This is a genomic window from Arthrobacter sp. TmtSoilC48, assembly GCF_059739425.1.
The window spans coordinates 2,478,297-2,504,186 of record NZ_AP046049.1 but is presented as its reverse complement, the minus strand read 5'-3'; the positions used below and the strand labels follow the sequence as shown (position 1 = coordinate 2,504,186).

The following is a 25,890-nucleotide window of genomic DNA, read 5'->3' as shown; positions in this document are numbered from 1 at the left end:
CGGGTCAGCTCCCGAGGCCCGTGATGGCCAGGTTCCTGGAGATACCCTCAAGGGGCCCTGAATGAGTGAATTCAGGCGCAAGCCCGACGCCGGGTGGCAGGACTTCGGCGAACGGCAAAGTTTCGGGACGGCCAAGGTCCCAGGCTTTGCTGGCACTGAGGCTGATTCCCTTGGGTCCAGTTCTTCGCGTAGTTCCGCGGATCAGCAGAAGCCGGGTACCGAACAGGAGTGGACCCGATTCTTCCTGCGCTTCATGGAAGAAGACAGTATCCACGCAGCCTGTACCGTCGTCGATGCTGATGAACACCACGCGGCGCCCACCCCGCATGGGAGGTGTCTGCGTTGCGATCCGGACGCCGGCAACCAGTACCTCGGTGCCGTTGCGAAGACCCAGGAGCTTATCCGCCGTAGTGACGCCAAGCTTGTCCAGCAAAGGCCTATGGCTTTCCATCAGATGCTCACTCACATCCACTGCCATGAGATCAAGCTCTGCCCGCACGTTCTCCACCATGCTGGGCTCAGGTAGTCCAGCAGCAAGGTTCCGCAACTCCACATCACCAAGTGGTAGGGATAATTGCCCTTCAATGACCCCGCTGGTCTTCTTGGAGGGACTGCCCTGGAGTGCTTGCAAGTGCTGAACCAGATCGGCACGGTTTGCAGTTCCGCCGGCATCCCGGTGCAGGGCATCGAAGGCTCCGAGTTGGGCGAGCCTCTTGATATTCGGTTTGCTCACCCTGGCCCTGGCCCGGAGGTCCGCGAGGGAGTCATAGGGTTGGCCCGCTACGATCCTCTTCAGCTCCGCTCCCGACAGTCCATATATTCCGTTCAGGCTCAAGCGAATGCCGAGCTTGCCCGAATTTTGGCCCTCCAGGATTCTTTCCACCCTGTATTCAGCCTGGCTGCGATTAATATCCAAGGGCAGGATGGGAATACCCAAGCGGCGGGCCTCAGCAACCAGCAGCCGTTTGGGGTACATCCCGGGGTCGTGTTCCCACAGCCCTGCAAGGAACGCTTCAGGGTGGTGTGCCTTCAGCCATGCCGATTGATAGGTAGGCACAGCAAAGGCAGCTCCATGGGCTTTGCAGAAACCAAAGCTGCCGAAGGCTTTGAGGGTTCCCCACACTTTGTCCACGACCTCCGGGGAGTATCTCTTGATCGCTTCCCGACGGAAATACCTCTCTACTTCAGGTTCGTGGAGCTCGTCACCCAAGGCCCTTCGAAACTCGTCTGCCCGGTCCAAACCACACCCTGTCATGACATGGAAGGTCTTCAGGATCTGCTCATGGAAAACCGTAACGCCATGGGTTTCCTGCAAAACGGGCTTCAGGTCCGGATGCGGGTAGACCTCTGGTGCGAAACCGTGCCGGTGTTCAAGGAACGGGCGGACCATGTCCGACTTCATGGGACCGGGGCGGAACAAGGAAATATCGATAATGAGGTCGTTGAATTCCCGCGGTGCCATCTTTCCAATCAGCTCACGCTGGCCGGGGGATTCAATCTGGAAGCAGCCCAAAGTGTGGGTACTGCGGATCAACTCATAGGTGGGTTCGTCGTCGAAAGGCACCGCGTTGAGATCAATCCTGCCGTCCTGGGCAATATAGTCCGGACCGGAGCCTCCCGCTTCCACCGGATGGTGGCCAGCCGCCACCACCTCCGCTTTGGATGGGTGCAGGCGGATAACTTCCCGCACCGCAAACGCCATGGCGCTTTGCATCCGCACACCCAGGACATCAAGTTTGAGCATGCCCATGGGATCCATGTCGTGTTTGTCGAACTGGCTCATGGGCAGACCCAAACCGCTGGGCTGTACCGGGGTTCTGTCCAGGAGCGTGGCATCGCCCAGGATCACCCCGCACGGGTGCATGGAAATGTGCCGGGGAAGGCGGTCCAGCCTTTCAGTGAGATCCACCAACAGGTCCAACTGCTGGTTTTCCTCCATACCCCCAGGCCCTTCACGGCCGGCCTCCACCCGTCCGGCAAATTCCCGGAGTTCAGGCTTTTCAACCAATGCCTCCCTGAATTTGCGCGCGGAGAACCGCCACAACTGCTTGGCAATTTCGCCGATTTCACCATCATCCATGCCAAGAGCCATGCCGGCATCGCGGACAGCACCACGGGCCCTGTACCCGTTCTGCATACTCATCAGGGTCACCCGTTCGGCTCCGAAGCGCTCGAAGATCTTCCGGTAGACGTTGTGCCGTTCGGCGCTTTCGACGTCGATGTCAATATCGGGAAGGGTGGATCGGCGACCCGAGAGGAACCGTTCGAAAATGAGGTCATGCCGGATGGGATCCACTTGGCTGATGTCGATCAGATAGTTGACCAGGCTGGAGGCTCCGGAACCTCTGGCAGCTACCCGGACGCCCATCTCGATGATCATTCTGGATACTTCCGCAACAGTGAGGAAGTAGGAGGCAAAGCCGAGTTTGTCGATGATCCCCAGCTCATGCTGCAACCGCGAGCGCATCTGTATTTCCGCATTGCCGTTGATGCCGGGGAAACGCCGGGTGATTCCTGCCTCGCATCGTTGGGTGAGTTCCAGCATGGGGTCCTGGTCGATGCCGATGATGGAAGCTTCGGGAACAACGGGCTTTTTCCATCCCATGTCCGGGACGGGATCGATACGGCATTTGTCGGCGAGCGCTTCTGTGTTGGAGAGCAGCTTGTTCAGCCCTGCTGCTCCTTGGCCTGCGGCGCCCATGATTTCCTTGCCGAGTTGGAGCATTTGTTGGGCGTTTTTCAACCAACCCTGCCCGGTTGGTTGGAGCTGGCCTGTTGGTTGGAGCAGTGGGGCTGCGGAGAGTTCGGGGAGGGATTTTAGTGTGCGTGCAGAATCCAGGACGTCTGCGGTGGGGGCGCCGTCCTGGGCGCAGTAACGGACGGCGTTGCTGAGGATGGCGGGGATGTTGTATTCAAGGGCGAGTTTGAGCATGCGCACTGCGTGGGATGTGCTGAGGGGCTCTCCAGGGGCGCTGAGGTGGGATACGGCTTCGGCAACGATTGTCCCGGGCGGCATGGCGTCGATCCATTGTTTGAAGAGTGTCCGGGGCCGAAGATATTTCCGCCCTCCCATGGCCCGGCCAACATCGGAGTCCGGTCCTATGAGGACGGTTAGCACGGGTTTGAGGGTTTTTGGGTCCAGTGTGCGTGATGCGAGTTCTGCCCTCGTTACGGCGACGGGCACTACTCCCCCGGCTTTACCGGAGGTGCGGGCATGGGCATCTGAGACGAGTCGGCAGAGTGCCCGGTAGCCGGCGCCGTTGTTGTTGCCGTGGGCGAGTACGACGACGCGGCCCGCTACTTGGGTGCGGTGGTCGCCGTCGTCGTCGAATATGGCGAGGTCCACGCCGATGATGGGGTCGATACCGGCGTCCATGCATGCTTTGAGGTGTTTGATGGTGCCGTATAGGCCGTCCCGGTCAGTACAGGCGAGCGCTGTTGCGCCGTCTGCTGCGGCTGACTGGGCAAGTTCATCCGGCCAGGAGACGCCATAGTGGGCGCTGAAGGCTGTGGAGACGTGCAGGTGTGTAAAGCTCAAGGTTCAGGCGGCTTCGTCTGGTTCGACTGCCTGGGCAGGTGCGGCGTCGTGGATACGCAGGAGCCGCCAGCGGCCGCTGGCAAGATGGCGGACGAGGTCAAGGGTGATGGTTTTGCCGGTTTGCCTTTCGTCCTGCGGGCGCTGGAGTTGGACCCGCCAGATTTCGTGATCCACCAAGCCTGCGCCGCTTCCCAGCGGTGCCCGGCTTTCTTCTACCCACCATTGGCGTCGTTCATACCATCTGAGGGGTTCGTTGGTAACGACGTAGCGGGTTCCTTTCCACTGGATTTCCTGCGGCTGGCCTGTATCCGTGCAGATGACGTCCACGGACTCACTGAAAAGTCCCATATCCACACTCCTTGCCTGTGAGCAATTTCTGTTCGAATGTATGTTCGAATTTATCCAGTTTACGTTGCCCCTCCGACAAAACCTACTGGGAAGTTTTGCTCCTTCGGGGCGCTTTGGACTTTCGCTTGGCAGCAAGGTCGAGCATCTTGTCGCGCAGTGGTTGGGCACCTTCTGCGAGCGCCACGCGCATCATCAATGATGAACCGATGCGGTATTGCTGGGTCCGAAGAACGCGTTGACGGTTGTAGGCGGCGAGGGCCTGGTCCAGTGGCAGTGTGTTGACGAGCGTGCCCAAGGCGACGGCGTCTATCAGCGACTCACAAGCGCCCCGCCCGAGGTTGGGTGCCATGGCGTGGGCCGCGTCGCCGATGAGGACTACGTTGTCCCGGGAATAGCGCCTTAGCGGCGGGGTGGTCCATATGCGTTGTGCCAATGTTGTTTCGGGCATCGCTGCTTGCAGGACGTGCTGGATACTTTGCGAGTGTCCGGCGTAGCGGCGGCGCGCCACTGCCAGGGCTTCGCCGACGTCAATTCGCTCGGGTCCCATCCCGGAGCGGAAGGACGCATACCAGTTGGTTCCCCCGCTTGATGGGCCTATGCCGAAGAGGTCCCCGCGCCCCCAGTACTCACCGATGGTTTCGCTGCCGGGCTCTTCGGCGATGACGCCTCGAACGGCGAGGTAGGGGGTCAGCGTTGCTGCACACCCCTGGCCCCAGACGGAACGCCTTACCATGCTGTGCACTCCGTCTGCCGCCACTACGAGGTAGGCGTCGCCTGGAACCTCATCCACTTTTCCGTTGCGTTTCTGGACCGTCGGGGGCACGGCGGAGTCCAGGAGCCGCAGGAGCGTGTGGCGGGCGACTCCCACAAGGTTCTGCCCCTCCACACTCAGCCACGGCATCCCTGCGGCACTTCGGAGCGCGCCACCCGTGATGGTGGGGCTGTTTTCCCGGACGGCATCAAGGATCCCCAATGAGGCCAGGGCCTTCTGGGCTTCGGGCCACATGGCCAGGGTTGTTCCTACTGCCGGGAGGCCGGTCCGCTGTTCGTGCACAGTGACGTGAAACTGACTGGGATCAAGAGTTCCCGCAAGGGCGAGGCCTGCTATTCCACCACCGACGATTTCCACCTTTTTCATGGTGCCAATGTACTACTACATTTGTAGTAATTGTGAGGTTAAAGACTAGACTTTCGCCATGCCGGACAGACGAACCGATCTTGCCGACGCGGCCCTCGCCGTGGTGGCCGCCAAAGGTCTCAAGGGACTGACCCACCGCGCCGTTGACGCCGAAGCCGGCGTGGCCGTCGGAACGACCTCCAATTACTTCCGCAACCGTGCCGCGTTGGTAGCTGCCGCCGTCGACCGCGTTGAAGAACGGGATTCGCTCCTGCTGCAGCAGCAGGGTGGATCAGGGGTCCCGACGTCGGTAGCCGCCTTGGCGGAACTGCTCGCGGGAGCACTGCTCCGGCTCGCAAACAATCACGCTGACCTGACCCGCGCACGGTTCGCCTTTGCCCTGGACCAACCCGAGGTGGTGGCCGCCGGGCACGAGCGGATGCTTTCAGCTCTTGAACAGATGCTCGATTCCATGGGCATTACCGACCCAAGGGCCCGTGCAGAAGCCGTATCGGACTACGGCGACGGATTGGCCATGCATCTCCTGACAGCACGCCGCGGCCAGGCGATGGACCAAACCACAGTGGCAGCCAACGTCCGGCGACTCTTGGAGGGATGAAGCAAAGGGGTGGACGCGGGCGGGTCCACAGAGCAGGATTGTGGCATGAGCACCAATGACGCACTCCTGAAGCAGGTCAGTATCTCCGCCGCAGATGACAACCTCGTTGCGAGATTCGAAATCGAAGGCAACATACCGGGCTCCGGCGCTTATGTCGTGGGCCTTGTTGCTGCCAGCGAGGACTATTCCTCCCAACGAAGGCTGGGCATTGAGTTCATGAATGGAGAAGCGATCTCGTTCTACTCCTTCAACCACTCACTCAGTGCCGAGGAAAACTACGACATCAAGGGCGTGGAACACTCCGGGAACGTGATCACCGGAAACTTCCCGATGTCCGCCATCCATGGACTCAGTAAAGGCCACGTTATGACGGCCTTCAGCGAAGCGGACGGCCGCGAATTCCAGGCCGGCGTTCCGGTCACGGAAGCGCTGTAGGTAGGGAACAGCTCTAGCCAGGGCAATAGCTCCAGCTAGAAAAGGCCCTCCACCGGCTCAATGAGTTCCGGTCCGTTGTTGCGGACATTGCCGACGGCGGCACCCACCGCGTCGAGCGTCCAGCTGGCAGCGGCGTCGTGCGCCTTTGACCGCACCAGATCCACGAGGCCGGCCGCATCATCTTCGCGCGGATTCAACCAGGCTTCCATCGTGTCCTTGCTCATGGGAAGTGGAACGCGGTCATGCAGGGCAGTCAGCTCGTCGAACACCGAGGCACTCCGCCGGGTCACGGCCGACTCGGCCGTCGGGGTGTCGGCCGTGAGAATCGACATGGACAGCAGCCAACGGGCCGGATCATCATCAGAGGCTGACTGGTCCCGCCACCATTCATACAACCCGGCAAACACCACGCCCCCACCATCCGCCGGATGCACGTAGTACGGCTGCTTTGACTTCCCCTCGCCCTTCTTCCACTCGTAATAGCCATCGGCAGGAACAGCGCATCGCCTGGCCGCAGCAGCCTTTCGGAAGGACGGCTTCTCCAGGAGGGTCTCACTGCGGGCATTGATCAGGCGCGCCCCGCCTTTGGGATCTTTCGCCCACGAGGGCACCAATCCCCAGCGCGCAACATGCAACTGCCGCTTCAATCCATCGTCCATGAGCCTTTCCAGCACAATCGGAACAGCATCCGTTGGAGCGACATTCCACGATTTTTCCAGGGCGATCTCGTTTTCAAGTTCGGCATCAAAGTCAGCCAGCAGATCCCCCACGGCACGGGCCATTACATAACGTCCACACATGGGAACAGTCTGCCGTGTCGCCCAAGCACACACCAGCCCGGAATGTGACGTAACCCCGAATCCCGGCCTCAGGGGAATTATTGGGCTGCGGGTTACGGTTGATACCAACGAATCACCCGTGGAAACGACCAATACCGAGGAGAGCTCTGTGGACTTCACTCCCGACTCCGGCACCATCACCATGTTCTCGACCACCTGGTGCGGCTACTGCAACCGCCTGAAGAAGCAGCTCGACGCCAAGGGCATCGGCTACACCGAGATCAACATCGAAGAGGTAGATGGCACGGCCGAACTCGTCGAGCAGCTCAACGGAGGCAACCGCACCGTCCCCACCGTCCTCTTCCCGGACGGAACCGCAGCAACCAACCCTTCTGCCTCCGAAGTAGAAAACCGCCTCGCAGCCTAAGGCATTCACTTCCGCTGTCCGGCCGCCGCCTCGAAAATCGGGGCGGCAGCCGGTTCAAGACGAATAATCACAGACTTCGACGCCGGTGTATTGCTGCCTTCCGCTGTTGAATCCAGCGGCACCAACACATTCGCCTCCGGATAGTAGGCAGTCGCGCAGCCCCTGGCACTGGGGTACGCCACTAAACGCAACTGGCGCAGCACACGGTCAACGCCGTCGTCGGCTTCGCTGTGCACATCCACATAGTCGCCGTCCTGGAAACCCAACCCCGCCAGATCCCCAGGGTTCACCAACAAGACCATGCGGCCCTTCTTGATGCCACGGTAACGATCATTCATGGAGTACGTGGTCGTATTGAACTGGTCATGGGACCGCACAGTCTGAAGGAGCAGTCTCCCCGGCGGTACTTCAATGGTTTCCAGGTCATTGACGGAAAACATGGCTTTCCCCGTTGCCGTGGGGAACGTCCGCGAATCCCTGGGACCATGCGGAAGGACAAAACCGTCGCGCTCGCGGATGCGGGTATTGAAGTCATCAAATCCAGGCACCACATGGGAAATGTGGTCCCGGATGGTGTCGTAATTACGCCTGAGGTCCGCCCAATCCACAGGCACCTTGTGGTCAAGAACCGCCTCGGCCATGCGGGTGACAATCGCCACTTCGGACAGAACGTCCGGAGCAATGGGTTCCAGCGTCCCTGCGGAGCGGTGCACGGCACACACAGTGTCCTCTACGGTGACAAACTGCTCAATCCCGTCCTGCTTGTCGATTTCGGTGCGGCCAAGGGTCGGAAGGATCAGCGCCTGCTCGCCAACCACCACATGTGAGCGATTCAACTTGGTGGAAATCTGGACCGAAAGCCTGGTCCGACGCACAGCCTCCTCAGCGACCACGGTGTCCGAGATCGCATGCACCAGGTTCCCTCCCAGCGCGATGAGGACCTTGATCCTCCCATCACGCATTCCACGGATACTGTCCACCGAATCAACACCGGCCTTCCGCGGCGGGTCAAAGCCAAACTCATCCTGCACGGCGTCAAGAAACCGCGGCGGCATCTTCTCCCAAATGCCCATGGTCCGGTCACCCTGCACATTGCTGTGTCCACGGATTGGCGAAGGTCCGGCCCCCGGTTTGCCAATGTTGCCACGCAGTAGAAGAAGATTAATGATCTCCTTGATGGTGGGCACCGCCTTCTTATGCTGGGTCAGTCCCATCGCCCACGTAATGATCACCCTCTCCGCGTGGATGTACCGTTCAGCGAGTTCATCGATTTCTGCGCTGGTCAGGCCGGTGGCGGCAAGAACGTCCTGCTCCTGCAAAGTTGCGAGGTGGGCAGCGAACCCAACAAACCCCTGACAATGCTCATCGATGAACGTGCGGTCCAGCACCGAACCCGGCGCAGCCCGTTCAGCATCCAGGACGCGCTTGGAAACAGCCTGAAGCAGCGCCATATCCCCGGCGAGCCTGATCTGCAGGAACTGGTCAGCCAGGTCAGTTCCCTTCCCCACGAGGCCTCGAACGCGCTGTGGGTTCCGGAAGTTGATCAGGCCAGCCTCAGGCAAAGGATTAACAGCCACAATGGACGCACCCGCGAGTTTGGCCTCCTCCAGTGCCGTCAGCATCCGCGGATGGCAGGTCCCCGGGTTCTGCCCCATGATGATGATCAGGTCCGACTTCGCGAAGTCCGTATACGTGATGGCCGATTTGCCCACCCCAATGGTCTCGCCCATGGCAAGGCCCGTGGACTCGTGGCACATGTTTGAACAATCCGGAAGGTTATTGGTCCCGAAAGCCCTGACGAAAAGCTGGTACAGGAACGCTGCCTCATTACTGGTGCGTCCGCTGGTGTAAAAAGTGGCCTCATCCGGATCGTCGAGGGCGTTCAACTCGTTTGCAATGATGTCCAAGGCCCGCTCCCAGCTGACGGGCGCGTAGTGGTCCGAGCCTGCTGCCTTATACACCGGTTCCACCAGCCGGCCCTGTTGGCCCAGCCAATACTCGGAACGGGACTCCAGGGAACTCAGCGGGTTTCCGGCCCAAAACTCCGTGGGGATCCTCAGCGGCTCCGCCTCCCACCCGATAGCCTTGGCGCCGTTTTCACAGAATTCGGCAGCCTTGCGTTCCGGCGGATCAGGCCAAGCACAGCTCATGCAGTCGAAACCGTCTTTTTGGTTGACTGCTGTAAGTGTCTTCCATGCGCGGGAAGGGCCCATATAGGCCATCGCATGGGGAAGGGTTTCGCTGAGGCTGGGCAAGCCGGCGGCCGACCTCTTTGGTTCGCTGACGCTCAAGTCGACGTCGGTATCCTGAATTGGGTGCTTCTTGCGGCCCATCATTCCACCAGGTTTCGTGTGGTTGGGTTCCTGATTCCCTCAGCGTAAACCCGGCCCCCAGCGTGCTCAATGGCGGTGAAAGCCACCTACGCCAAGAGGCTCCTGAAGTCGCCGTCCACCACGTGTGCGTAGCTGCGGTAAGCGTCAACCACGGCGTCCTCCACCGTTTTGACGTCCAAGTGGGGCAGCAGGTCATTTGCAGCACCGGCGGTAGCCGGATCCCAATCGAGGCCAAGAGCAGCGTAGCTTGCCGTCAGTACGTCCCGGATCGGACCGGAGTTCTCCACCACAATCACGGAGCTGAACAACCAACCCCCGGAAACCACCCGCTGCGCAGTCCCTATCAGCTTGATCCGATGCGCGGGAAACTCCGCATCCTCCCCGTGAACGCTGAACTCTCCGGGGCAGTACTCCCCCGGGATCTCCCCGACGGCGGCCTGGACGCCAACGCTGCGAAGGGCACCTGCCAGCAACTCACCGAACTCCGCGAAACGGGCTTTCGCACGGACGATCGCGTCAGGGTGCGGCTCAATGTGATCAATCACCAGAGTGCCTTGGTGATAAGCCGCCGCACGTCCACCAGCTTTCCGCACGAGGGGCTCGAAGCCGAGCTCCCGGCACGCATCCTCGGCGGCGCTGAAGCCGGGCAGGTTCGCATCGCGCTGGCCAAAGGCAACCGTAGGCTGCGGGCGGTACAAGCGAAGGGAGGGACCCAGTTGCCCGCTCCGCGCCCGCTTCAGCAGCTCCAACGCAAAATCAAGATCCCCGGCAGCACCAAGGGATTCCTCTTGGCGGTAGACGGTCAGCTCGGAGCGCTCCGTGAGGCCGCCGTCGGCTTCGTTCCGTGCTTCGCTCATCAGCTTTTCCTCAGCGTCAGGATTTGCTCGGCCCTGCCGAAAGGTCCGTTGATGTCATGGAGCACGCTGGACGTCAGGCCGATGCCATCTGCCCCGAAGGAGACTTTGTTGTCCAGACCGAGCCACTCTCCCGAGGGCGCACGATACATGTGGATCTGGAGGTCCACGTTGGGGAAGATGTAGCTGTTCTCCCCTGGGGGGACCCGTGCGGCGATGCCATTGGCGGTGTCGACCAAGCCCATGAGACGGGCAAGATCGCTGCTGTCTTCCTCGTCAGTCAAAGGGTGCATGGTCCGGATCCACACCTTGCCCGAACCTGGCCGATGGCCTTCGGCGATACGCATTTCCAGGGACCGGATGTAGCCGCCGGGCCATACGCTGGCACCATCCCACAACTTGCATTCGTCCGGGGCGGGCATGGCCTCGTCCTCGAACGCCGCCACGGCGCTGGTATCGCTGGTGATCATGCGCCACGCTGCGGCACGGATGGCGACACGCCCGCCGGCGGAAAGCTCAGCCTGGATGAGTTCAATCGTTCGTCCCGGCCGCAAGGTTGAGGTGGTTACCTGGAACTCGCCGCCGGGGATCAGCCCGAGGATCTCGTAGCTGATCCGCGCCATACGGACGTCGTCCCGGGGCTCATGCCTCAGGAGGGCGTCAGCCATGATGCCGGAGGCAGGTGCCATGTGTTGTTCGTGCGGATTCCAGGCACCCTGGGCATGAATCGTGGAGCGGTAGCGGCCCCCACCCAACGATTCGTAGTAGAAGTTGCCCTCCGCCAGTTCCGGTAATGAGGTTGTCAACGCGAGCCTTTCGCCAATCCAGCAGTAGAACTCAGACCACTGTATCCGCTGATTTGGCAGCCGACCGACGCCGCCGGGCAACCACCACCCACACGATCACGGCGAGCACAGCCAGCACCGACAGCCCGGCACCAGCCGGCGACGTCGCAGCTACCGCAAGCCACGCCTCAAGGGCGGCCAGTCCGATGGTTGCGTACAGCAACGCCCAGATGATGGAACCCCCGATAGCAGCGGGGAGATAGCGGCGCAACGGCATCCGCGCTGCGCCGGCTGCCAGATTAACGGCGGTCTGCAGGCCGATGGTCAGGAAGGACAGCACGACGGCGTACGGACCCCAACGCTGTATGAAGGCTTGGGCCCGGGCTGCCTTGGACTGTTGGAGCGACGGCTGTTGGAGCGACGCCCCGAAGCGGGTGTGTGCGAAGCCGGCAACTGCTCCTCGACCCAGCCAGTACGTGACATTGACGCGGATCATGACAATCGCGAAGAGCGCCGCAACCGCGACGCCAAAGGGCAAGCTCATGATCTGGTCCACGTGACTTAGGCTACCCTAAGCGCCGCAGGCTCCATCACCAGGTCCCGCGGGCAAGTGCCCGGCGCCACGGGCCAGGGTCGGCACAAGCGCACCTAGGATGAAGTCATGGATCTTCGCGATGCCGCCCAACAGTTGTACGCCGTGCTTCCGCGTGAATTCACTGCGGAGCGGACAGCATTGGCACGGCAGGCAAAGGAAGCAGGTGGGAAGGAGCTCGCCAAGGAGATCGGGAGCTTGCCAAAGCCCACCGCCGGCGCCTGGGGCATCAACATGCTTGCCATCCACCAACCCGAGGTGATTGACGGCGTCGTGCGTTTTGGCGCTTCCCTCCGTGCAGCGCAAGAGGAGGGAGATGCTGAAGCCTTCCGTGAACTCGGCCAGCAGCGACAGGGTCAACTGAGCTTGGCCGTGCAGGCGGCAAAGGAGCTGGCGAGCCGGCTGGGAGCACCGCTCAGCGCGGCCGGCGCTGCCGACGTGGAGCAAACGCTTCGGGCCGCAATGGCCGACGCCGGCGCCGCAGCCGCGGTGGCGACCGGCCGGCTGGTGCGCGGGCTAAGCGGCAGCGGTTTCGAGTCCGTGGACCTGACAGATGCCGTCGCTGCAGCAAATCCCGACGAAATCGCGAGCGTGGGCGAAGCGCCAAAAGCGAAGCTGCCAGCCGGAACCAAGCCGGCACGGCAGAGCAAGAAGCATCAAGAGCCGCAGCCGAAAGAGAAAGCACCCGAGGAAGCCGCAACATCCCTGGCCGAACGCCGGGCCCAAAAGCGCCAGGCCGCGTTGGAAGAAGCCCGCACCGAGTTTGAGGCAGCCGAACAGGAAGCCCTGGAGGCCGAAAACGCTGCTTCGAAGGCTTGGGACGCTGTCAATGAATTCGAGGACAGGCGCTCGGACGTCGAGGCGCAGATCACCGACGCCAAAAAGCGTTTGGCTTCCCTCGAAGCCGAACTGATCGGCATCACCCGGGACGCCGAAGCCGCTGAGTCGCACAAAAAGCTGGCCGTCCGGGCCGCGGCACAGCAACGACGCGCCGCGGACCAGGCCCGGCGGCGCGTCGAACGGCTGGCTTGACTACTCCTTCTTCTTTAGTGGCGACTTCTGCAGGTTATGCGTCGCAGGGCCTTCCAAATACTTGCCGTCGGGAGCGAACCTTGAACCGTGCAAGGGACAATCCCACGATTTCTCGGCGTCGTTCCAGCTCAGCAGGCCTCCCAAGTGGGCGCAGCTCGCCGACACCATACAGACGTTGCCATCAACGGTGGACACAGCTGCCGGCTCACCCTTGTAAAGCCCGACGACGCCACTCCCCTCCGGGGGTCGGGTCTGGTCCGTGATTTCCGGATTGCTCCTGACCTTGGCTTTGTCCTCGACCAACCGTTTGGCGACGCTGGCATTGAGGCGAACGGCTTCCAACGCGCCCTGGGGCGACGTAACGCGGTGGTGTATGACCGTGGCCCAATCAGACTGGCCGCCCAGAATGTCCGAAGTAATGGACAACGCGGCAGCTACTCCGTTGCTCATGCCCCACTTGTTGTAGCCGGTTCCGAAGAAGATCCGGCCGTGACCCCGGGGCATCTTGCCGAAGAAGGGAACGAGGTTGGTTGGCCGGTAGTCCTGGGCAGACCACGTATGCGTGACCTCCGCGCCCGGATAATGCTGGTTGGCCCAGGCGAGAAGGTCATCCAGGTGCGCCTTGGGTGAGACCGCCCGGCCGCCGGTATGCCCGTAGCCACCTACCAACAACAACTCACCCTCCGGCGTCGGATGAGTGCGTTGGGAACGGGTGGGTGGATCGATACTCAGGTACATTCCGCTCGGTGGCGGGGTTTCACCTGGAAGCCGAAGAGCGGCAGCGTATGACCGGTTGGGTTCGAGCTTGGCGAAATAGAGTCCGCGGTCCAGGATCGGCGTGCCAGTAGCAATGACGACGGTGTCCGCGGTGAATGCCCCTTTTCGCGTGGATACTTCCACGGGAAGGTCGGAACCCACATTCTGCACCTGGACACCCTCAACAATTATTCCGCCGTGCTCCCGGATATCCCTTGCCAGGACCTCCATGACTTCCATGGGGTGGATCTGCGCCTGGTCATCGAGTTCCAGTGCCTCAACCACCGGGAATGGCAGCCCGGGGTCGCGGCTGAAGTGCACGTCCAAACCAGCGTCGCGGGAAACGGCAGCCTCCTTGCGCAGGCGCTGGCCGCCGTCGTCGGTGGTTGCGAAGGTGACTGCCGTCCGGCGCTGAAACGCGATGCCCTGCTCTTCCATATACCGCATCAGCCATGCCTGACCAGTGCGGTTCGCTTCCACATAGGCTTGCACTACTTTCAGTGAGTACTGGCCACGCAGCGCCGAGAGTGCCCCTCCCTGCAGGAGGCTTAGTTTGCCGGTGGTGTTGCCTGTGGTCACGGCGCCGAGGGTGCGCGCTTCCAGAACTGCCACACGCTGGCCCGATCTGGACAACAGCAGAGCCGTCACCATTCCTGTGAGCCCTGCGCCCGCCACTATTGTGTCGAAGTGCTTTTCATCGGGGATTGCATCGGACGTGAAGCTGGATTCCCTGTCCAACCACAGCGATTTCATCGAACAACCTGCCTCTCAATTCACGGAATTGGCGCCTGGCATGTGTTGATGAAAACGGTAGGCCGGTGGCCGGGCCTTATCAAGGGGTCGGGTTGTCCTTGGCGAGTTGCGCGGCACGGCGGAGCCACGGGTCCGTGTCACGCGACCAGCGTTCCAAAACTCGTTCAGCGCGTTCCTTTGCCTGTCCTTCGAGCCTGGCGAGCAGGGGTTTGACCACATCCACCGCCAAAGGATCAGCCAGTTCCTCCGTGCCGGCCTGCCGAATGAAGCCCTCTATGCGGGTCAGGTCCGTATTGACCAGGATCCCCACTTTGGTTTGCAACAGGACAACCGCAGCGAGCCTGCGTTCAAAGACCGGCTCCTCCCACAGTTCCGAACTCAGGGCCGTGATGTCGTCATGGCCCAGAGTCTTGTGCCGCTTCAGGACGTCCCGGACCGTTCCTCGCACTGCACCAACCGATGCCCCGTAGACCTTCATTCCGCCCAGGCGCTCCCGGGCTTCCATGGCCTTCTCCCACGACGATTCACGCTGCAGCGTGAAGTCCACAAGTTCACCAGCTTCACTCACGCGTCCATTCTGTCAGTGCCTCCTTCTAGGGTGGGGGCAACAGCAATCGACAGGAGAGATTATGCCTTCGCAAGAGCTCGCTACCGAGGCCACAGCGTCGTTCCCGGGAGTCCCCGCCGCGACGTCGATGCCCGACTGGTATCCCGCGCTGCTCAACACTGTCGCGCAAGAAGTCCGGACAGGCCGCACGCGCGCACTGGCGGCCGCGAACAGCGAACTGCTCAATTCGTACTGGAGCATCGGCAGGCAACTTGCCGAGCGCGAATCGCAGGAGGGCTGGGGCGCCAAAGTCGTCACCCGATTGTCCGCTGATATCCGAACGCGCTTCCCCGAAGCGAAGGGCTTCTCCCCCAGGAACCTGCGGTACATGAAGAGCTTTGCCCAGGCTTGGCCCGAGTTTCCAATGTTGCAAGCGCCGCTTGCAACATTGCCGTGGTACCACCAGATCGCGCTTTTGGAAAAGCTCGACGACGCCGCCACCCGCCTCTGGTACGCAGCGGCAGCTGCCCAGCATGGTTGGTCGCGCAACGTCCTGACGCATCAGATCGAGACCCGCTTGCACGAGCGCTCAGGGCAAGCCATCACCAATTTCAAGACCACCATGATTGCCGCCGATTCAGACCTCGCCCAGCAGGCCACCAAAGATCCTTACGTCTTTGATTTCCTGGCCATGACTGACCGGCACACGGAACGGGACCTGGAGGTGGAATTGGTGAAGCATGTGGAGAAATTCCTGCTCGAGCTGGGTCAAGGCTTCGCATTCGTTGGTGAACAGGTCCGATTGGAGATCGCCGGCGACGAATTCTTTGCGGACCTGCTCTTCTACCATTTGAAATTGCGCTGCTACATGGTCATCGAGCTAAAGGCCGTGAAATTCGAACCCGGGTTCCTGGGCCAGCTGGGCATGTACATGGCAGCCGTTGACGACCTCATGGCCCACCCTGACGACAAACCAACCATCGGCCTGCTGCTGTGCAAGGAGAAGAACAGCGTGGTGGCCGAGTACGCCCTGCGTGGATTCAGCGCTCCGGTGGGGATCGCGGAGTGGCGGACGTCCCTTGCCGAGTCATTGCCCGACGAATTTGTCGCCAGCCTGCCCAGTATCGAAACGTTGGAAGCCGAGCTGGCAAGCCAAGCCCGTATCCTGCCGGATTAGGCTCAGACGTTTTCCCTGAACCAGGCCAACGTGTCGTTCCACGCCGCCGTAGCCTGGGCCTCGTTGTAGCGGTCGCTTGTGTCGTTATGGAATGCATGGTCCACGCCCGGGTACACCTTGAGTTGGTGCTTGACCTGTGTCGCATCCAAGGCCGCCTTCAACTGCGGCATGGAACCGGTGATCCGCGCGTCTTTTTCAGCGTAGACACCAAAAACGGCGGGCTTGATGATGGGGACTTTCGCCAGGTCCGGGGCGGGACCGTAGAACGCGGAGGTGGCCTTCAGCCCCGGGATCTCGGTGGCCGCTTGCCAGGTGATGCCGCCGCCAAAACAGAAGCCGACCATGGCAACGCGGCCCTTTTCCACGAAGTCCTGGCCGTTCAGATATTCAAATGCTGCCTGGAAGTCCCCCACGTGCCGCTGGGCTCCTGCCTTGGTGAGGGCACCCGGGACAGCATCCGGATCCATCGATGCAGTGCCACCCTCCCTGCTGAGGAGGTCCAGCGCCAAAGCTGCGTAGCCTTCTTTGGCGAAGCGCCGGGCGACATCCTGGATGTGGGGCGTGAGGCCACGGTTTTCGTGACAGACCAGGACGGCCGGAGCCGGCTTGCTGCCCTCGGGCCGGGCCAGGTACCCGCTGATGTCGGTGCCGCCGGAATCGAACTTCACCGTTTCTGTTTGCAAGCCCCCGGCCCCTTCCGGCACCGTCAGCGGACTCTTGGCGTTGGGAACCGCTGTAGTGTTTCCCGAACTTGCTGAAGCCGTGGCTGTGGGCATCGGGTCCCCGGTCTTTGGCACCTCGTCCGGTGTACAGCCCACCAAGGTCATAGCCGCCGCAGCCGCGGTCATACTTCCCATGATGAACGCCACGCGCCTGGTGAAAGTCCCGTGGGACATGTCGCCCGAGCGGTAATCGTCGTAGAACTCTTCGATCAAGTACTTTTCAAACTTCTCAAGCTGAACCATGACGTCCTCCCGAAGTTGGGCAGTATCTTCCTCTGCTGGAAAGACGCGGGCAAGGGTGGAAGGGTTCAGGTACGGTTTGGATCTGCTGCCAAAGTTCCCGGCGCTAAAAAATGTCAGTGGCTACTGACATAGTAAAAATATGAGCCGGAGCCAGCAGATACAAGCCACCCAAGCGGTGGCCTCGCTGCCTGCACGTGCTCAAGCAGGCAGCGTCAGCGGTGACCTGATTAATCAGCTCCGTGCTCTTGAGGACATGAAGTCTGCGATTTCAAGTTTGCAAGCGAAGATAGCCGTGGCCTTTGACCTTGCCCAGCGTCAAGAACAGGCAGCAGCGGGGGTTCCCGCTGCTGAACGAGGCCAAGGTGTATCAGCCCAGGTTGCCCTTGCCCGGCGGGAGTCTCCGAATAAGGGGTCCCGGCTTCTGGGACTGGCCAAGGCGCTGGTGTCAGAGATGCCACGGACCATGGCCGCCTTGGAGTCGGGAAGACTAAATGAGTGGCGGGCCACACTCCTTGTGAAGGAAACGGCCTGCCTCAGTGCTGAAGATCGCTGCGCGGTGGACGAGGAACTCGCCCCCGACTCGGGCACGTTCGATGGTGCTGGCGACAAGACCATCATCGCCGCCGCAAAAGCAGCGGCCTATCGGCGTGATCCTCGCTCGGTGACGCAAAGGGCCGCCCACGCGGCGTCTGAACGGCGTGTGAGCCTCCGCCCGGCACCGGACACGATGACGATCCTCACGGCTCTACTTCCAGTCGCCCAAGGCGTGGCTGCATACGCGGCCCTCACCCGGCACGCAGACTCCGCCCGTTCCGACGGGGATGGCCGGTCCCGGGGACAGGTCATGGCGGACACGCTCGTCGAACGCATCACCGGTTCGCCTGCAGGGTTCTCTGGGATCGACCTTCAACTCGTTATGACCGACCGCACGTTGCTGCAAGGCGACAGCGAACCGGCAAGACTTACTGGCTACGGCATCGTTCCAGCTGAGTGGGCCAGGAAGCTCCTGACCAGCGGTGAGAGCAAGACAGATCAAGACTTCAGCATTTGGCTGCGACGACTCTTCACGGCACCAAGCACGGGCGAACTCCTTGCCACTGACTCGAGGGCACGCTTCTTCCCCATGGGCATGAGACGGTTCATCGAAACCCGCGACTGCACCTGCCGCACGCCATACTGCGACGCCCCCATCCGCCATTACGACCACATCCTGCCGTGGGCCGAAGGCGGTAAAACCACACTGAAGAACGCGGCCGGGCTCTGCGAACAATGCAATCACACCAAAGAAAACCCCGGGTGGAGCGTCAGACCAGAACCTGCACGGAGACACACGCTAAAAGTGACCACGCCCACTGGGCACAGCTACCGCTGCGCCGCGCCTCCATTGCCAGGTTATGAACGAACCCGAGTCGATTGAGGGAATTCGGGTCAACTGGCTGGGTCGTACTGGAACTACAACAAAGCCCCTCACGCCAGCACAGCGTAAGGGGCTTTGAAGATGCCGCCAAGTGTGAGATTCCGATCTAACTGGACCATTCCGCCAAGTTGAATCCACTGATTGCGGGAAGTTTTAGATCAGGAAATTAAGCCGCTGTCCCAAGCTAGTTGGCCCTTTCTCAAAACGGTCGACCAGCGTCTGGACCGAACTCAAGGGGACGTTGCTCCGTCTGGCCAACAAATTCCACCTCCCAAGGGGATCTGGCCCGGCTATCACAGGAGGGCTTTCCGATAGATAAGGAACTGAGCTTCCGCCGCGAACCCTTTGAGACACTTGAGCCATGAGCGAAAGCAGGAGCAAGAGGCAGCGCCAACAGAATCTCCATGCCACAGGGCCTCGGCGCACGACGGAATCATATGACGAGCTGATCGCCCTCGTACATGAATTGCCGCTGCCACCGAATGTGCCTCCCAGTGAGTGGAATGCACAGAAGCTAAAGGACCTCCATGCTCCTGCCATGGCATGGGGCTGGCTTGTGCGAATCACACGTTCAGGGCGGGCTGCTATCCACTTGGAGAACAAGGTTTCGGCGCCGAAACCCCACCGCTGAATCGAAGCGCCATCGAGCATGCCATCAGATTGCTTTGGGCAGCGGACTCGGGAACGGACTTCGTCGATGTTGCACGCCTGACGAAGGAGCAGGGCCTCACGAAGATCATCGACGTCCAATCGGACGTTTGGTCATTCGAAAAGGAGCTTGCTGATGCCATGGAGCGACACATACTGGAAGCCGGAGCCGCGGATAAATCTCTCGGCCATCTCGGCCACCTTCGCAAAATTGTTGATCTAAATCCAGAGGAGCGCGGTCCGCTCTATCTGGGCTGGCTCATCGACACGCAAGACAGCCACCCTTCATCGGCCAGCGCTCAACCCTACTACACCGTAACGGACGGGGCCAACGCAAGATTTCAGTTCGAATGGGAGCCCCGGTTCTCGACAGCCGTGCATATGAAGGCAACGCTTGCCCTAATAGCAGGGCTGCATGCATACGCGAAGATCGTCGGAGCTAGAGACCGCATGGAGCCTCGACTGGACGAACATAATTCGGATACTCAAAGGAAAACACTTACAAAAGGAGACCACGTAACCCAGGGCCTTTCGACTGGACAGATTCTTCCTGTATCGCCTGCAGGTATATGCCCAGATTCTCGGCAATGGTCAGCCCTAAGGACTCCAGTGCATCCAGCCAGCGCGGCCAGACTGCGGTTCGCGCCCTGCAGTGCCTATCTCCCCATTCATGAAGCGAATCGTGTCCACCATGAGGCACAGTATGTGCCAGCACTGACTTCGCCGTTTTCTTCGTCAAGTGTTTGGGTCTGGACAGAAGCGGCGGCTTGGGCGAGTAGCTCCGCAGAAGGTCAACTAACAGTTTCACAATACCGCTGGCTTCGGGTGTCAACACGGGCTTCGGCGCCTCGCTATCGTGAGCTGCCGGCAATGCAGCAGCTCCGGGCGACTCGACCTCAGGACAGGGTTCAGCTAGCCCCGTTTGAACTCTTGCGTGTAGCCGTCGTCGGGTTCTTAGGCCAATCCACTATCACAACATGAGTTTCTATGTCCTTTGTGCTCTCCAGGTGCCGCTTAAGCGCTCCTTCTTTGCTTAGGGCATGCTCCAAGTCGTAGATGGCCACTACAAGCACTTCGACATCTCGTTTCCCGCGGTATCTAGCCTGGTCTTGGGCAATCTCGTCTTGGATTTCCTTTTCTGCGTGCCCAATCTTGGCCACCTTCACTTCGACCATGATTTTTTCGGCCTCGAAATGAAAGTCTCCGCGCAGCGAACTCCTGCCACCTGTAATACCCGACGGTTGCTCTTGAACTACGGACTCGTCCCAAAAAAGTTCAAACGCGTTAGACACAAAGTCTTGGGCGTCATACTCGTCAAGGACGGGCAAAACTACTTTGGGCGACTTTAGTGTGCTCTGCTGGCGATGATAGGTAAGCGGCCTGGACGCTTCAGGAACCCGCTGCAGAACTCTGATTATCGTCGGCACTGAAACCTTGGTGACCTCGTCGGCTGAGCGTGAGTGAGAGAGGCGAGGCTGATTATCCACGGCAACCGGAGTCGACGGTGCAGCGGTTAAGCGGGCGGACAAGGTTCTGTGGCCTGGACTGAGACCGGCGGGAGGAGTGCTAATGGCGGCGAACGACGGGGGACTCGGCTTCAAAACTTCTTCGTGCCAATCAAGGAAACCACTGGCGTCCAACTCTGCGCCGCAGGCTAAGAATGCATCCTGCAACCGCTTGACGCTTTTCTCGTCGGTTTCCTCACCAGACACAAAGAGTCCTTCGGTCACAAGCAAGTCGAGCAGCTCTTCGACAAGTTTCTTGGCCTGCCATTCGTCCGCCTGGTTGAACGCGGCTGTGACCGTATCATTTTTGTTACGTTCCCCCACATTGAGTCCGGCAGACGCAATTCTGCTCACCACTTGCGACTTTCTGATCCGGGATTCAGTGCCCAGGACAATGCTGAATGCCCCACCCAGCGCCGTCCACATCGCCTTCGATTCTCCGGTCGGCACGTTCCGCATCAAACTCCTTTTTCCACTGTACTCAAGCCCAATTTCCTGCGTCGTTGGCCATTGTGCCACGACCGCTGCATAGGTTTGTGCCAAGCCACGCTTCGCATACTGAACGCTGAAGTGGGTTGGGGCGAATAGAGACGAGGCACCGTCATCATGCTCCGCCTCACTTTCGTTCACTAAGGGCTTCAGGCCTCAGGTGGCCGGGGCAGCGGCCCGGGTGATGGAAAGCACCGGCCGCACCATCGGCTGTGCATCCGACGCCTGTTGCGGACTGATGTAGATCTCCACCGGCCAGCTGGACACCGCTCATGGGCAAAGCGGTCGCGAAGCTTGACGACGGCACCGAGACCCCGATTGTCGTCATTAAACCAAGCTGCGCCGCAGCGTTGAAGAAGGACGCCCCCGAACTGCTCGGCACCGAAGCGGCCCAACGCGTCCCCACAAGATCCGCAGCTTCGCCGAAGCCGTGCAGGAATGGGTCGACGGCGGCTGGACTCCCCCTGCCGTGCCGACGGCCGCGACCGTGCAGACCCACTGTCGCGAATACTCCACCTTCGGTGCCACCGTGCAACGCAAGGCCTTGGCTGCTCTTGGTGTCGCCAACGTCAACGAAGCCACGGGCTGCTGCGGCGTCGCCGGGAACTTCGGCTTCGAAGCCAACCACTAGGACATCTCCATGAAGGTCGCTGAACAAGCTCTGGTACCGGCACTGGCCAAAACGGCTGCCGACGTTCCCGTCCTCGCCGACGGCTTCAGCTGCGCCATGCAGGTCAAGCAGCTCGAACCCGACCGCAATAGCCTGCACCTTGCAGCACTCCTCGACCCCCGGACCACCCAGAAGACTGAAGGATGACCATGGCCACAACCGCGCAGGCCCCCGTGGGGCTGAAGACCGACTTGTTCATCAACGGACGCTGGGAAGAGCTTCCCGACCGTCCCCGCATCCAGGTGCACAACCCCGCCGCCGGTGAGATCATCGCCGAAATCCCCGATGCCCGCCCCGAAGACGGACGCCCGCAGTGGATGCCGCCAACGCCGCGCAGGACGCTTTCGCAGCCCTCTCCTCCCGTGCCCGCGCCGACATCCTCCTCGCCGCACACAAACTGCTGCTGGAGTCCAAAGAGGAACTCGCCGCGATCATGACCGCGGAGATGGGCAAGCCGTTGGCTGAAGCCCGCGGCGAGATCGACTACCCTGCCGGCTACCTGCAGTGGCACGCCCAGGAAGGCACCGGGGTCCAGGGATCGCACGCAGAATCCCCCAGCGGCCGCGGACAAATGGTCCTCTCCCGCGAACCCATCGGCGTCCGCAAGGTCGCCCTCGCCATCGCGACCGGCTGCGCCGTCGTCGTCAAGCCGGCCGAGAAGACCCCGCTGACCATGCTGTTCCTGGCAAAGATCTTCGAAGAGGCCGGTGCCCCGGCCGGAACAATCAACGTGGTCACCACCTCCAGCTCCAGCGCCCTGGTCGCTCCCCTGCCCGCCGAAGGGCTCGTCCGTCACCTCTCCCTTCACCGGATCCACCTTCATCGGCTCCAAGCTGCACAGCCAGTGCCCGGACCACCTGATCCGCACCTCGCTCGAGCTCGGAGGCAACGCACCATTCATCGTCTTTCGAGGACGTCGACTTGGACGAGGCCGTCACCGAGATCACCGCAGGGAAGATGCGCAACATGGGTGAAGCCTGCACCGCAGCCAACCGCGTCCTCGTGCATGAACGCATCGCCGAGGAACTCAGGGGCAAACTGGCCGAACGGTTTGCCTCCTTCCGGGTCGGCAACGGCCTTGAAGAAGGCACGGAGATCGGGCCCATGATTGATCAGACCAGCGTCGAACGCATCCAATCCCTCGTCAAGGACGCCGTCACACGCGGCGCAGAATTCCGCGTCGGCGGGACCATCCCCGAAGGCCCCGGATCGTTCTACCCGCCACCGTGCTGGCGAACCTGACCCGCGCTGCCCGACTGACCCAGGAAGAGATCTTCGGGCCGGTCGCCCCGATCATCAACTTCACCGACGAAGACGACGCCATCGCCCTCGCCAACGACACCGTCTACGGACTGGCCGGATACCTGATGACCAATGACCTCAGCCGGGGCCCGCCGCGTGGCACGCCGTTTGGAAGTCGGCATGGTCGGTATCAACTCCGGCAGGTCCTTCCCAGAGGAGGGCGAGCCTTCGTTGAGGGCCTCACAGTGGGCGGCTTGGGCGGCGCCTTCAGCGTCGACCACGAGCACAGGACCGAGGGGAGGGACTGGTGGCCCAATGAAGAACCCACTCGCGAGGAAGCCGAGGCCCTCATCGCCGGCGGCCACCTGGACATCCTGATTGCCCACGATGCCCCTACAGGTGTTCCACTCAAGTGTGACTTTCAGCTCCGCACAGAACTAGCTGAGATAGCGAACAAAACCCGGCGCCCTCTGAGAGAAGTAGTCGATGCGCTGACCGTGCTTCATCTATCCTGCGGCCACTGGCACCGACGGCGCATCTGCTAGTTGGAACATTCGAGCGGGACGATCACAAGAGTCGACGTGCTCAATATGGAGAACTCGCGCCACGGGAATGGCGTCCTTGTTTGGCCAGTCAAGTGCCTCTACGGATAAACCCCCTCCACATCAGGAACGGATAGCGCAGCGGGTCCTTATACTCACTGGCTTAGACAAGAAAGCGCGGACGGGTCGAACGGGTTAACGAACTGGCCTACTCCCTGCCGTTGGGCCAGGAACACCGCCCTCGCTGACGGTCGCAACTGGTGCCCGCCACTAGCAGTGAAGGCATAATAACGGCCGGACGAATAGTCGGCGAAGCAGGATGGCGCGCGTTCATGAGCGGGTCGCCCGCGCGGTGCCCCTGATCCGTCAAGATGTGTGAGAACGGCTTCCTGAATCTTCGCAACGTTCGGCAACCACTGTCTCCCAGCCGTGCCAGTCCTCATCGGCGCACACCAACTGCTTCTCCGTCGAATCCCTTCCCCTCGGCCCCCTCGTCGTAGGGTCGCCCGCCGGAATCAAGGCCCTTCAAAAATCGCAGCCTAGGCGTTCCAAGCCGCGCCTGAACAGGTAAGGCGGAAGTGGCGTGAGCTAGCCTCGGTATAATCAAACTCTTTGCTTCCGCATTTCAGAAACAACATGTGACACCCGTTGCTTGTAGAGGTCTCAGCGACTCACCTGACTTAGATCGCAACCGTCGAGCCACGGCAACTTCGGTTAGGTGCACTGCTAGCCTTAGGTAAACCAAGAATCTACGGTCGCCGTCCTGTCGAACGTCGGTCGAATAGCTGAGAGTGGAGGCAACTCAGATGGACCAGAATGACATCGAGCGAGCCTCTCTGGTGGCGCTGCAATACGGTAGCGACGTGATCAAGCCAGCCACGCTACGACTCATGTACGAGGAAACCCGTTCTTTCGCCGCAATTCTGGATGCTGAGGCGGAAGGCACGGGCAACGCTGACGAGATGCGACAGAAAGCCTTCGCCCAAGTTGCTGAGTGGGAATCCGACGGGACGCGACTCCTCACGTGCATGGATGTGGGCTACCCCGCTCAACTGCTGGACGTTTACGATTATCCACTCATGATCTTCACCAGAGGAACTCTGCCGCCTCCAAATCATCGGGACTTGGGCATTAGCATTGTGGGCTCGCGGGATGCGGAGCCTTGGGCGATAGAATCAGCAAAATTCATGGCTAGCAGGCTCGTCAGCCAAGGTGTGACGGTTGTCTCAGGATTGGCCGCTGGCGTGGACGCTGCTGCGCAGAGAACAGCCCTTGACTTGGGGGGCCGCACGGTCGGCATTATTGGAACGGGCATCCGGCGGCAATATCCGGCGGCGAATGCCTCTCTGCAGCTTGAGGTCGAACAACGCGGTCTGGTTGTATCGCAGTTCTGGCCCGATGAACCTCCCCGGCAAAGGAACTTTCCGATGCGCAACGGTGTGATGTCGGCATACGGTTTGGCAACGATCGTCGTTCAGGCCAGTGAAAAGTCCGGAACTCGGCATCAGGTGGCACAAGCCGTAAAGCACGGGCGGCCGGTCATTCTGAGCCAGGCAGTAGCTGAGATGACTTCCTGGGGTCGAAAGTACGGAGAGGATCCCCTAAATAGGGTGTCCGTGGCTGGCAATGAGGATGAGGCCCTAGGACTGGCGTTTCAGGCAATTCACCCGCCTATGCCTCAAGTCCTTCAGAAAGCCTGATGAGTTGGACGGTCTAACCGAAGTTGATCGCCTCATGCTGGCAGAAGTTGCACCAATAGCAGCCAATCCCAATAGGTTCCTCCTACCCGCCCAAGCAGAGCTGATCAGCATTTTCGCCAGTACTCCCGACATGTGCGCGACTTGCTTGGCGCCAGTAATCGGCTACACGTACTGCATGCAGTGCAATGCACATCGGGCTCGGTACGCTGGTGGAGGACTCTCTGACCGTGTCATTCCGCTGACCTATGCCTTAGAGGGCCAGCAAATGTCCCACGACATGTACCGTTACAAAGACGCTCATGCTGCTCCCAACCCGTCGCTAGCCCGTGTCGTATACCTGGTCTACTTGGCACGTCAGTTCCACTGGGATTGCATACAAGCGCTCAGCGCGCTTCCCATATCAGCCGCCGCCGTCGTTCCCTCCACTCAAGGCAGGGAAAGTCATCCCATATATGACATGCTCAAGTTCCTCTGGGCAGGAGACCCAATTCACGTCCAATGCACGGCACCGCCCCAACCGCGCACCCAGCGACGACTTCACCCCGAGGACTTTGCTGTAAGTGGCGACGTCAGGGGCCGTCATATCCTACTCTTTGACGATACCTGGGTCACCGGGGCCA

At 60.9% G+C, this 25,890-nt stretch carries 22 protein-coding genes and 2 pseudogenes; 11 read left to right on the top strand and 13 right to left on the bottom strand.

Annotated features, from left to right (window positions below; translation table 11 throughout):
* Positions 1 to 4: 4 nt before the first annotated feature.
* The 3 genes from AC6I97_RS11810 to AC6I97_RS11800 form a co-directional block, all read right to left on the bottom strand.
* Complete coding sequence (locus AC6I97_RS11810) at positions 5 to 3,538, bottom strand: DNA polymerase III subunit alpha (protein ID WP_497944944.1); 3,534 nt, start codon at positions 3,536 to 3,538, stop codon at positions 5 to 7.
* A gap of 3 nt (positions 3,539 to 3,541) precedes the next feature.
* The gene (locus AC6I97_RS11805; RefSeq protein WP_309929793.1) at positions 3,542 to 3,886 is read right to left on the bottom strand and encodes a DUF6504 family protein; all 345 of its coding nucleotides are present in this window, start codon (positions 3,884 to 3,886) and stop codon (positions 3,542 to 3,544) included.
* Between the two features lie 82 nt (positions 3,887 to 3,968).
* A complete protein-coding gene (locus AC6I97_RS11800) occupies positions 3,969 to 5,024 on the bottom strand; it encodes an FAD-dependent monooxygenase (protein WP_224164493.1) in 1,056 nt (351 codons plus the stop codon).
* 58 nt (positions 5,025 to 5,082) lie between these two features.
* On the opposite strand from AC6I97_RS11800, the gene AC6I97_RS11795 reads away from it, so the two are divergent.
* Positions 5,083 to 5,622, top strand: a complete 540-nt coding sequence (locus AC6I97_RS11795; RefSeq protein WP_224164494.1) for a TetR/AcrR family transcriptional regulator — start codon at positions 5,083 to 5,085, stop codon at positions 5,620 to 5,622.
* A gap of 45 nt (positions 5,623 to 5,667) precedes the next feature.
* A complete protein-coding gene (locus AC6I97_RS11790; protein ID WP_216925525.1) occupies positions 5,668 to 6,057 on the top strand; it encodes a hypothetical protein in 390 nt (129 codons plus the stop codon).
* 35 nt (positions 6,058 to 6,092) lie between these two features.
* Here AC6I97_RS11790 and AC6I97_RS11785 read toward each other — a convergent pair whose 3' ends face one another.
* A complete protein-coding gene (locus AC6I97_RS11785; protein ID WP_263422249.1) occupies positions 6,093 to 6,839 on the bottom strand; it encodes an SOS response-associated peptidase in 747 nt (248 codons plus the stop codon).
* 166 nt (positions 6,840 to 7,005) lie between these two features.
* Between AC6I97_RS11785 and AC6I97_RS11780 the strand changes: the two genes are divergently transcribed.
* A complete protein-coding gene (locus AC6I97_RS11780; protein ID WP_017197512.1) occupies positions 7,006 to 7,263 on the top strand; it encodes a mycoredoxin in 258 nt (85 codons plus the stop codon).
* 5 nt (positions 7,264 to 7,268) lie between these two features.
* Here the strand turns inward: AC6I97_RS11780 and AC6I97_RS11775 are convergent, their stop codons facing one another.
* From AC6I97_RS11775 to AC6I97_RS11760, 4 genes are all read right to left on the bottom strand, one after another.
* Entirely contained in the window at positions 7,269 to 9,596 is a 2,328-nt protein-coding gene (locus AC6I97_RS11775) for an FdhF/YdeP family oxidoreductase (RefSeq protein ID WP_224167536.1), read from the bottom strand.
* Between the two features lie 86 nt (positions 9,597 to 9,682).
* Complete coding sequence (locus AC6I97_RS11770; RefSeq protein WP_224164496.1) at positions 9,683 to 10,453, bottom strand: lipoate--protein ligase family protein; 771 nt, start codon at positions 10,451 to 10,453, stop codon at positions 9,683 to 9,685.
* Positions 10,453 to 11,256, bottom strand: a complete 804-nt coding sequence (locus AC6I97_RS11765; protein WP_224090622.1) for a thioesterase family protein — start codon at positions 11,254 to 11,256, stop codon at positions 10,453 to 10,455. The genes AC6I97_RS11770 and AC6I97_RS11765 overlap by 1 nt, the downstream gene beginning before the upstream one ends.
* 31 nt (positions 11,257 to 11,287) lie before the next feature.
* On the bottom strand, positions 11,288 to 11,791 hold the full coding sequence (locus tag AC6I97_RS11760; protein ID WP_346347088.1) for a DedA family protein: 504 nt from the start codon (positions 11,789 to 11,791) through the stop codon (positions 11,288 to 11,290).
* Between the two features lie 105 nt (positions 11,792 to 11,896).
* Here AC6I97_RS11760 and AC6I97_RS11755 point away from each other — a divergent pair, with 105 nt between their 5' ends.
* Positions 11,897 to 12,859: a hypothetical protein gene (locus AC6I97_RS11755; protein WP_224164498.1), complete on the top strand. Its 963-nt coding sequence runs from the start codon at positions 11,897 to 11,899 to the stop codon at positions 12,857 to 12,859.
* Here the strand turns inward: AC6I97_RS11755 and AC6I97_RS11750 are convergent, their stop codons facing one another.
* The gene (locus tag AC6I97_RS11750; RefSeq protein WP_497944943.1) at positions 12,860 to 14,368 is read right to left on the bottom strand and encodes an FAD-dependent oxidoreductase; all 1,509 of its coding nucleotides are present in this window, start codon (positions 14,366 to 14,368) and stop codon (positions 12,860 to 12,862) included. It abuts the gene before it with no gap.
* Positions 14,369 to 14,447: 79 nt separating this feature from the next.
* Entirely contained in the window at positions 14,448 to 14,936 is a 489-nt protein-coding gene (locus AC6I97_RS11745) for a DNA alkylation repair protein (RefSeq protein ID WP_224164500.1), read from the bottom strand.
* A 61-nt stretch (positions 14,937 to 14,997) separates the two neighbouring features.
* Between AC6I97_RS11745 and AC6I97_RS11740 the strand changes: the two genes are divergently transcribed.
* Entirely contained in the window at positions 14,998 to 16,092 is a 1,095-nt protein-coding gene (locus tag AC6I97_RS11740) for a PDDEXK nuclease domain-containing protein (protein WP_224090632.1), read from the top strand.
* Positions 16,093 to 16,094: 2 nt separating this feature from the next.
* On the opposite strand, the gene AC6I97_RS11735 is transcribed toward AC6I97_RS11740, so the two are convergent.
* Positions 16,095 to 17,057 (bottom strand): dienelactone hydrolase family protein, encoded by a 963-nt coding sequence (locus tag AC6I97_RS11735; protein WP_224164501.1) that lies wholly within the window; start codon positions 17,055 to 17,057, stop codon positions 16,095 to 16,097.
* Between the two features lie 139 nt (positions 17,058 to 17,196).
* Between AC6I97_RS11735 and AC6I97_RS11730 the strand changes: the two genes are divergently transcribed.
* The gene (locus AC6I97_RS11730) at positions 17,197 to 18,474 is read left to right on the top strand and encodes an HNH endonuclease (RefSeq protein ID WP_224164502.1); all 1,278 of its coding nucleotides are present in this window, start codon (positions 17,197 to 17,199) and stop codon (positions 18,472 to 18,474) included.
* A gap of 1,556 nt (positions 18,475 to 20,030) precedes the next feature.
* Here the strand turns inward: AC6I97_RS11730 and AC6I97_RS11725 are convergent.
* Together AC6I97_RS11725 and AC6I97_RS11720 are read right to left on the bottom strand one after the other, a co-directional pair.
* The gene (locus AC6I97_RS11725) at positions 20,031 to 21,257 is read right to left on the bottom strand and encodes a PD-(D/E)XK nuclease domain-containing protein (RefSeq protein WP_224164503.1); all 1,227 of its coding nucleotides are present in this window, start codon (positions 21,255 to 21,257) and stop codon (positions 20,031 to 20,033) included.
* A complete protein-coding gene (locus AC6I97_RS11720; RefSeq protein ID WP_224164504.1) occupies positions 21,244 to 21,744 on the bottom strand; it encodes a hypothetical protein in 501 nt (166 codons plus the stop codon). Before AC6I97_RS11720 ends, AC6I97_RS11725 begins: the two co-directional genes overlap by 14 nt.
* A 12-nt stretch (positions 21,745 to 21,756) precedes the next feature.
* Between AC6I97_RS11720 and AC6I97_RS11715 the strand changes: the two genes are divergently transcribed.
* The 5 genes and pseudogenes from AC6I97_RS11715 (at position 21,757) to AC6I97_RS11695 (ending at position 25,270) form a co-directional block, all read left to right on the top strand.
* Entirely contained in the window at positions 21,757 to 21,933 is a 177-nt protein-coding gene (locus tag AC6I97_RS11715; RefSeq protein ID WP_224164505.1) for a hypothetical protein, read from the top strand.
* A 166-nt stretch (positions 21,934 to 22,099) separates the two neighbouring features.
* Positions 22,100 to 22,483 (top strand): annotated as a pseudogene (locus tag AC6I97_RS11710) (aldehyde dehydrogenase family protein); the annotation flags it as partial.
* 10 nt (positions 22,484 to 22,493) lie between these two features.
* The gene (locus AC6I97_RS11705; RefSeq protein WP_497947067.1) at positions 22,494 to 22,760 is read left to right on the top strand and encodes an aldehyde dehydrogenase family protein; all 267 of its coding nucleotides are present in this window, start codon (positions 22,494 to 22,496) and stop codon (positions 22,758 to 22,760) included.
* Positions 22,744 to 23,573 (top strand): annotated as a pseudogene (locus tag AC6I97_RS11700) (aldehyde dehydrogenase family protein). Before AC6I97_RS11705 ends, AC6I97_RS11700 begins: the two are co-directional and overlap by 17 nt.
* Positions 23,574 to 24,376: 803 nt before the next feature.
* Positions 24,377 to 25,270, top strand: coding sequence for a DNA-processing protein DprA (locus AC6I97_RS11695; protein WP_224164506.1), 894 nt, complete (start codon positions 24,377 to 24,379; stop codon positions 25,268 to 25,270).
* Positions 25,271 to 25,890 lie beyond the last annotated feature (620 nt).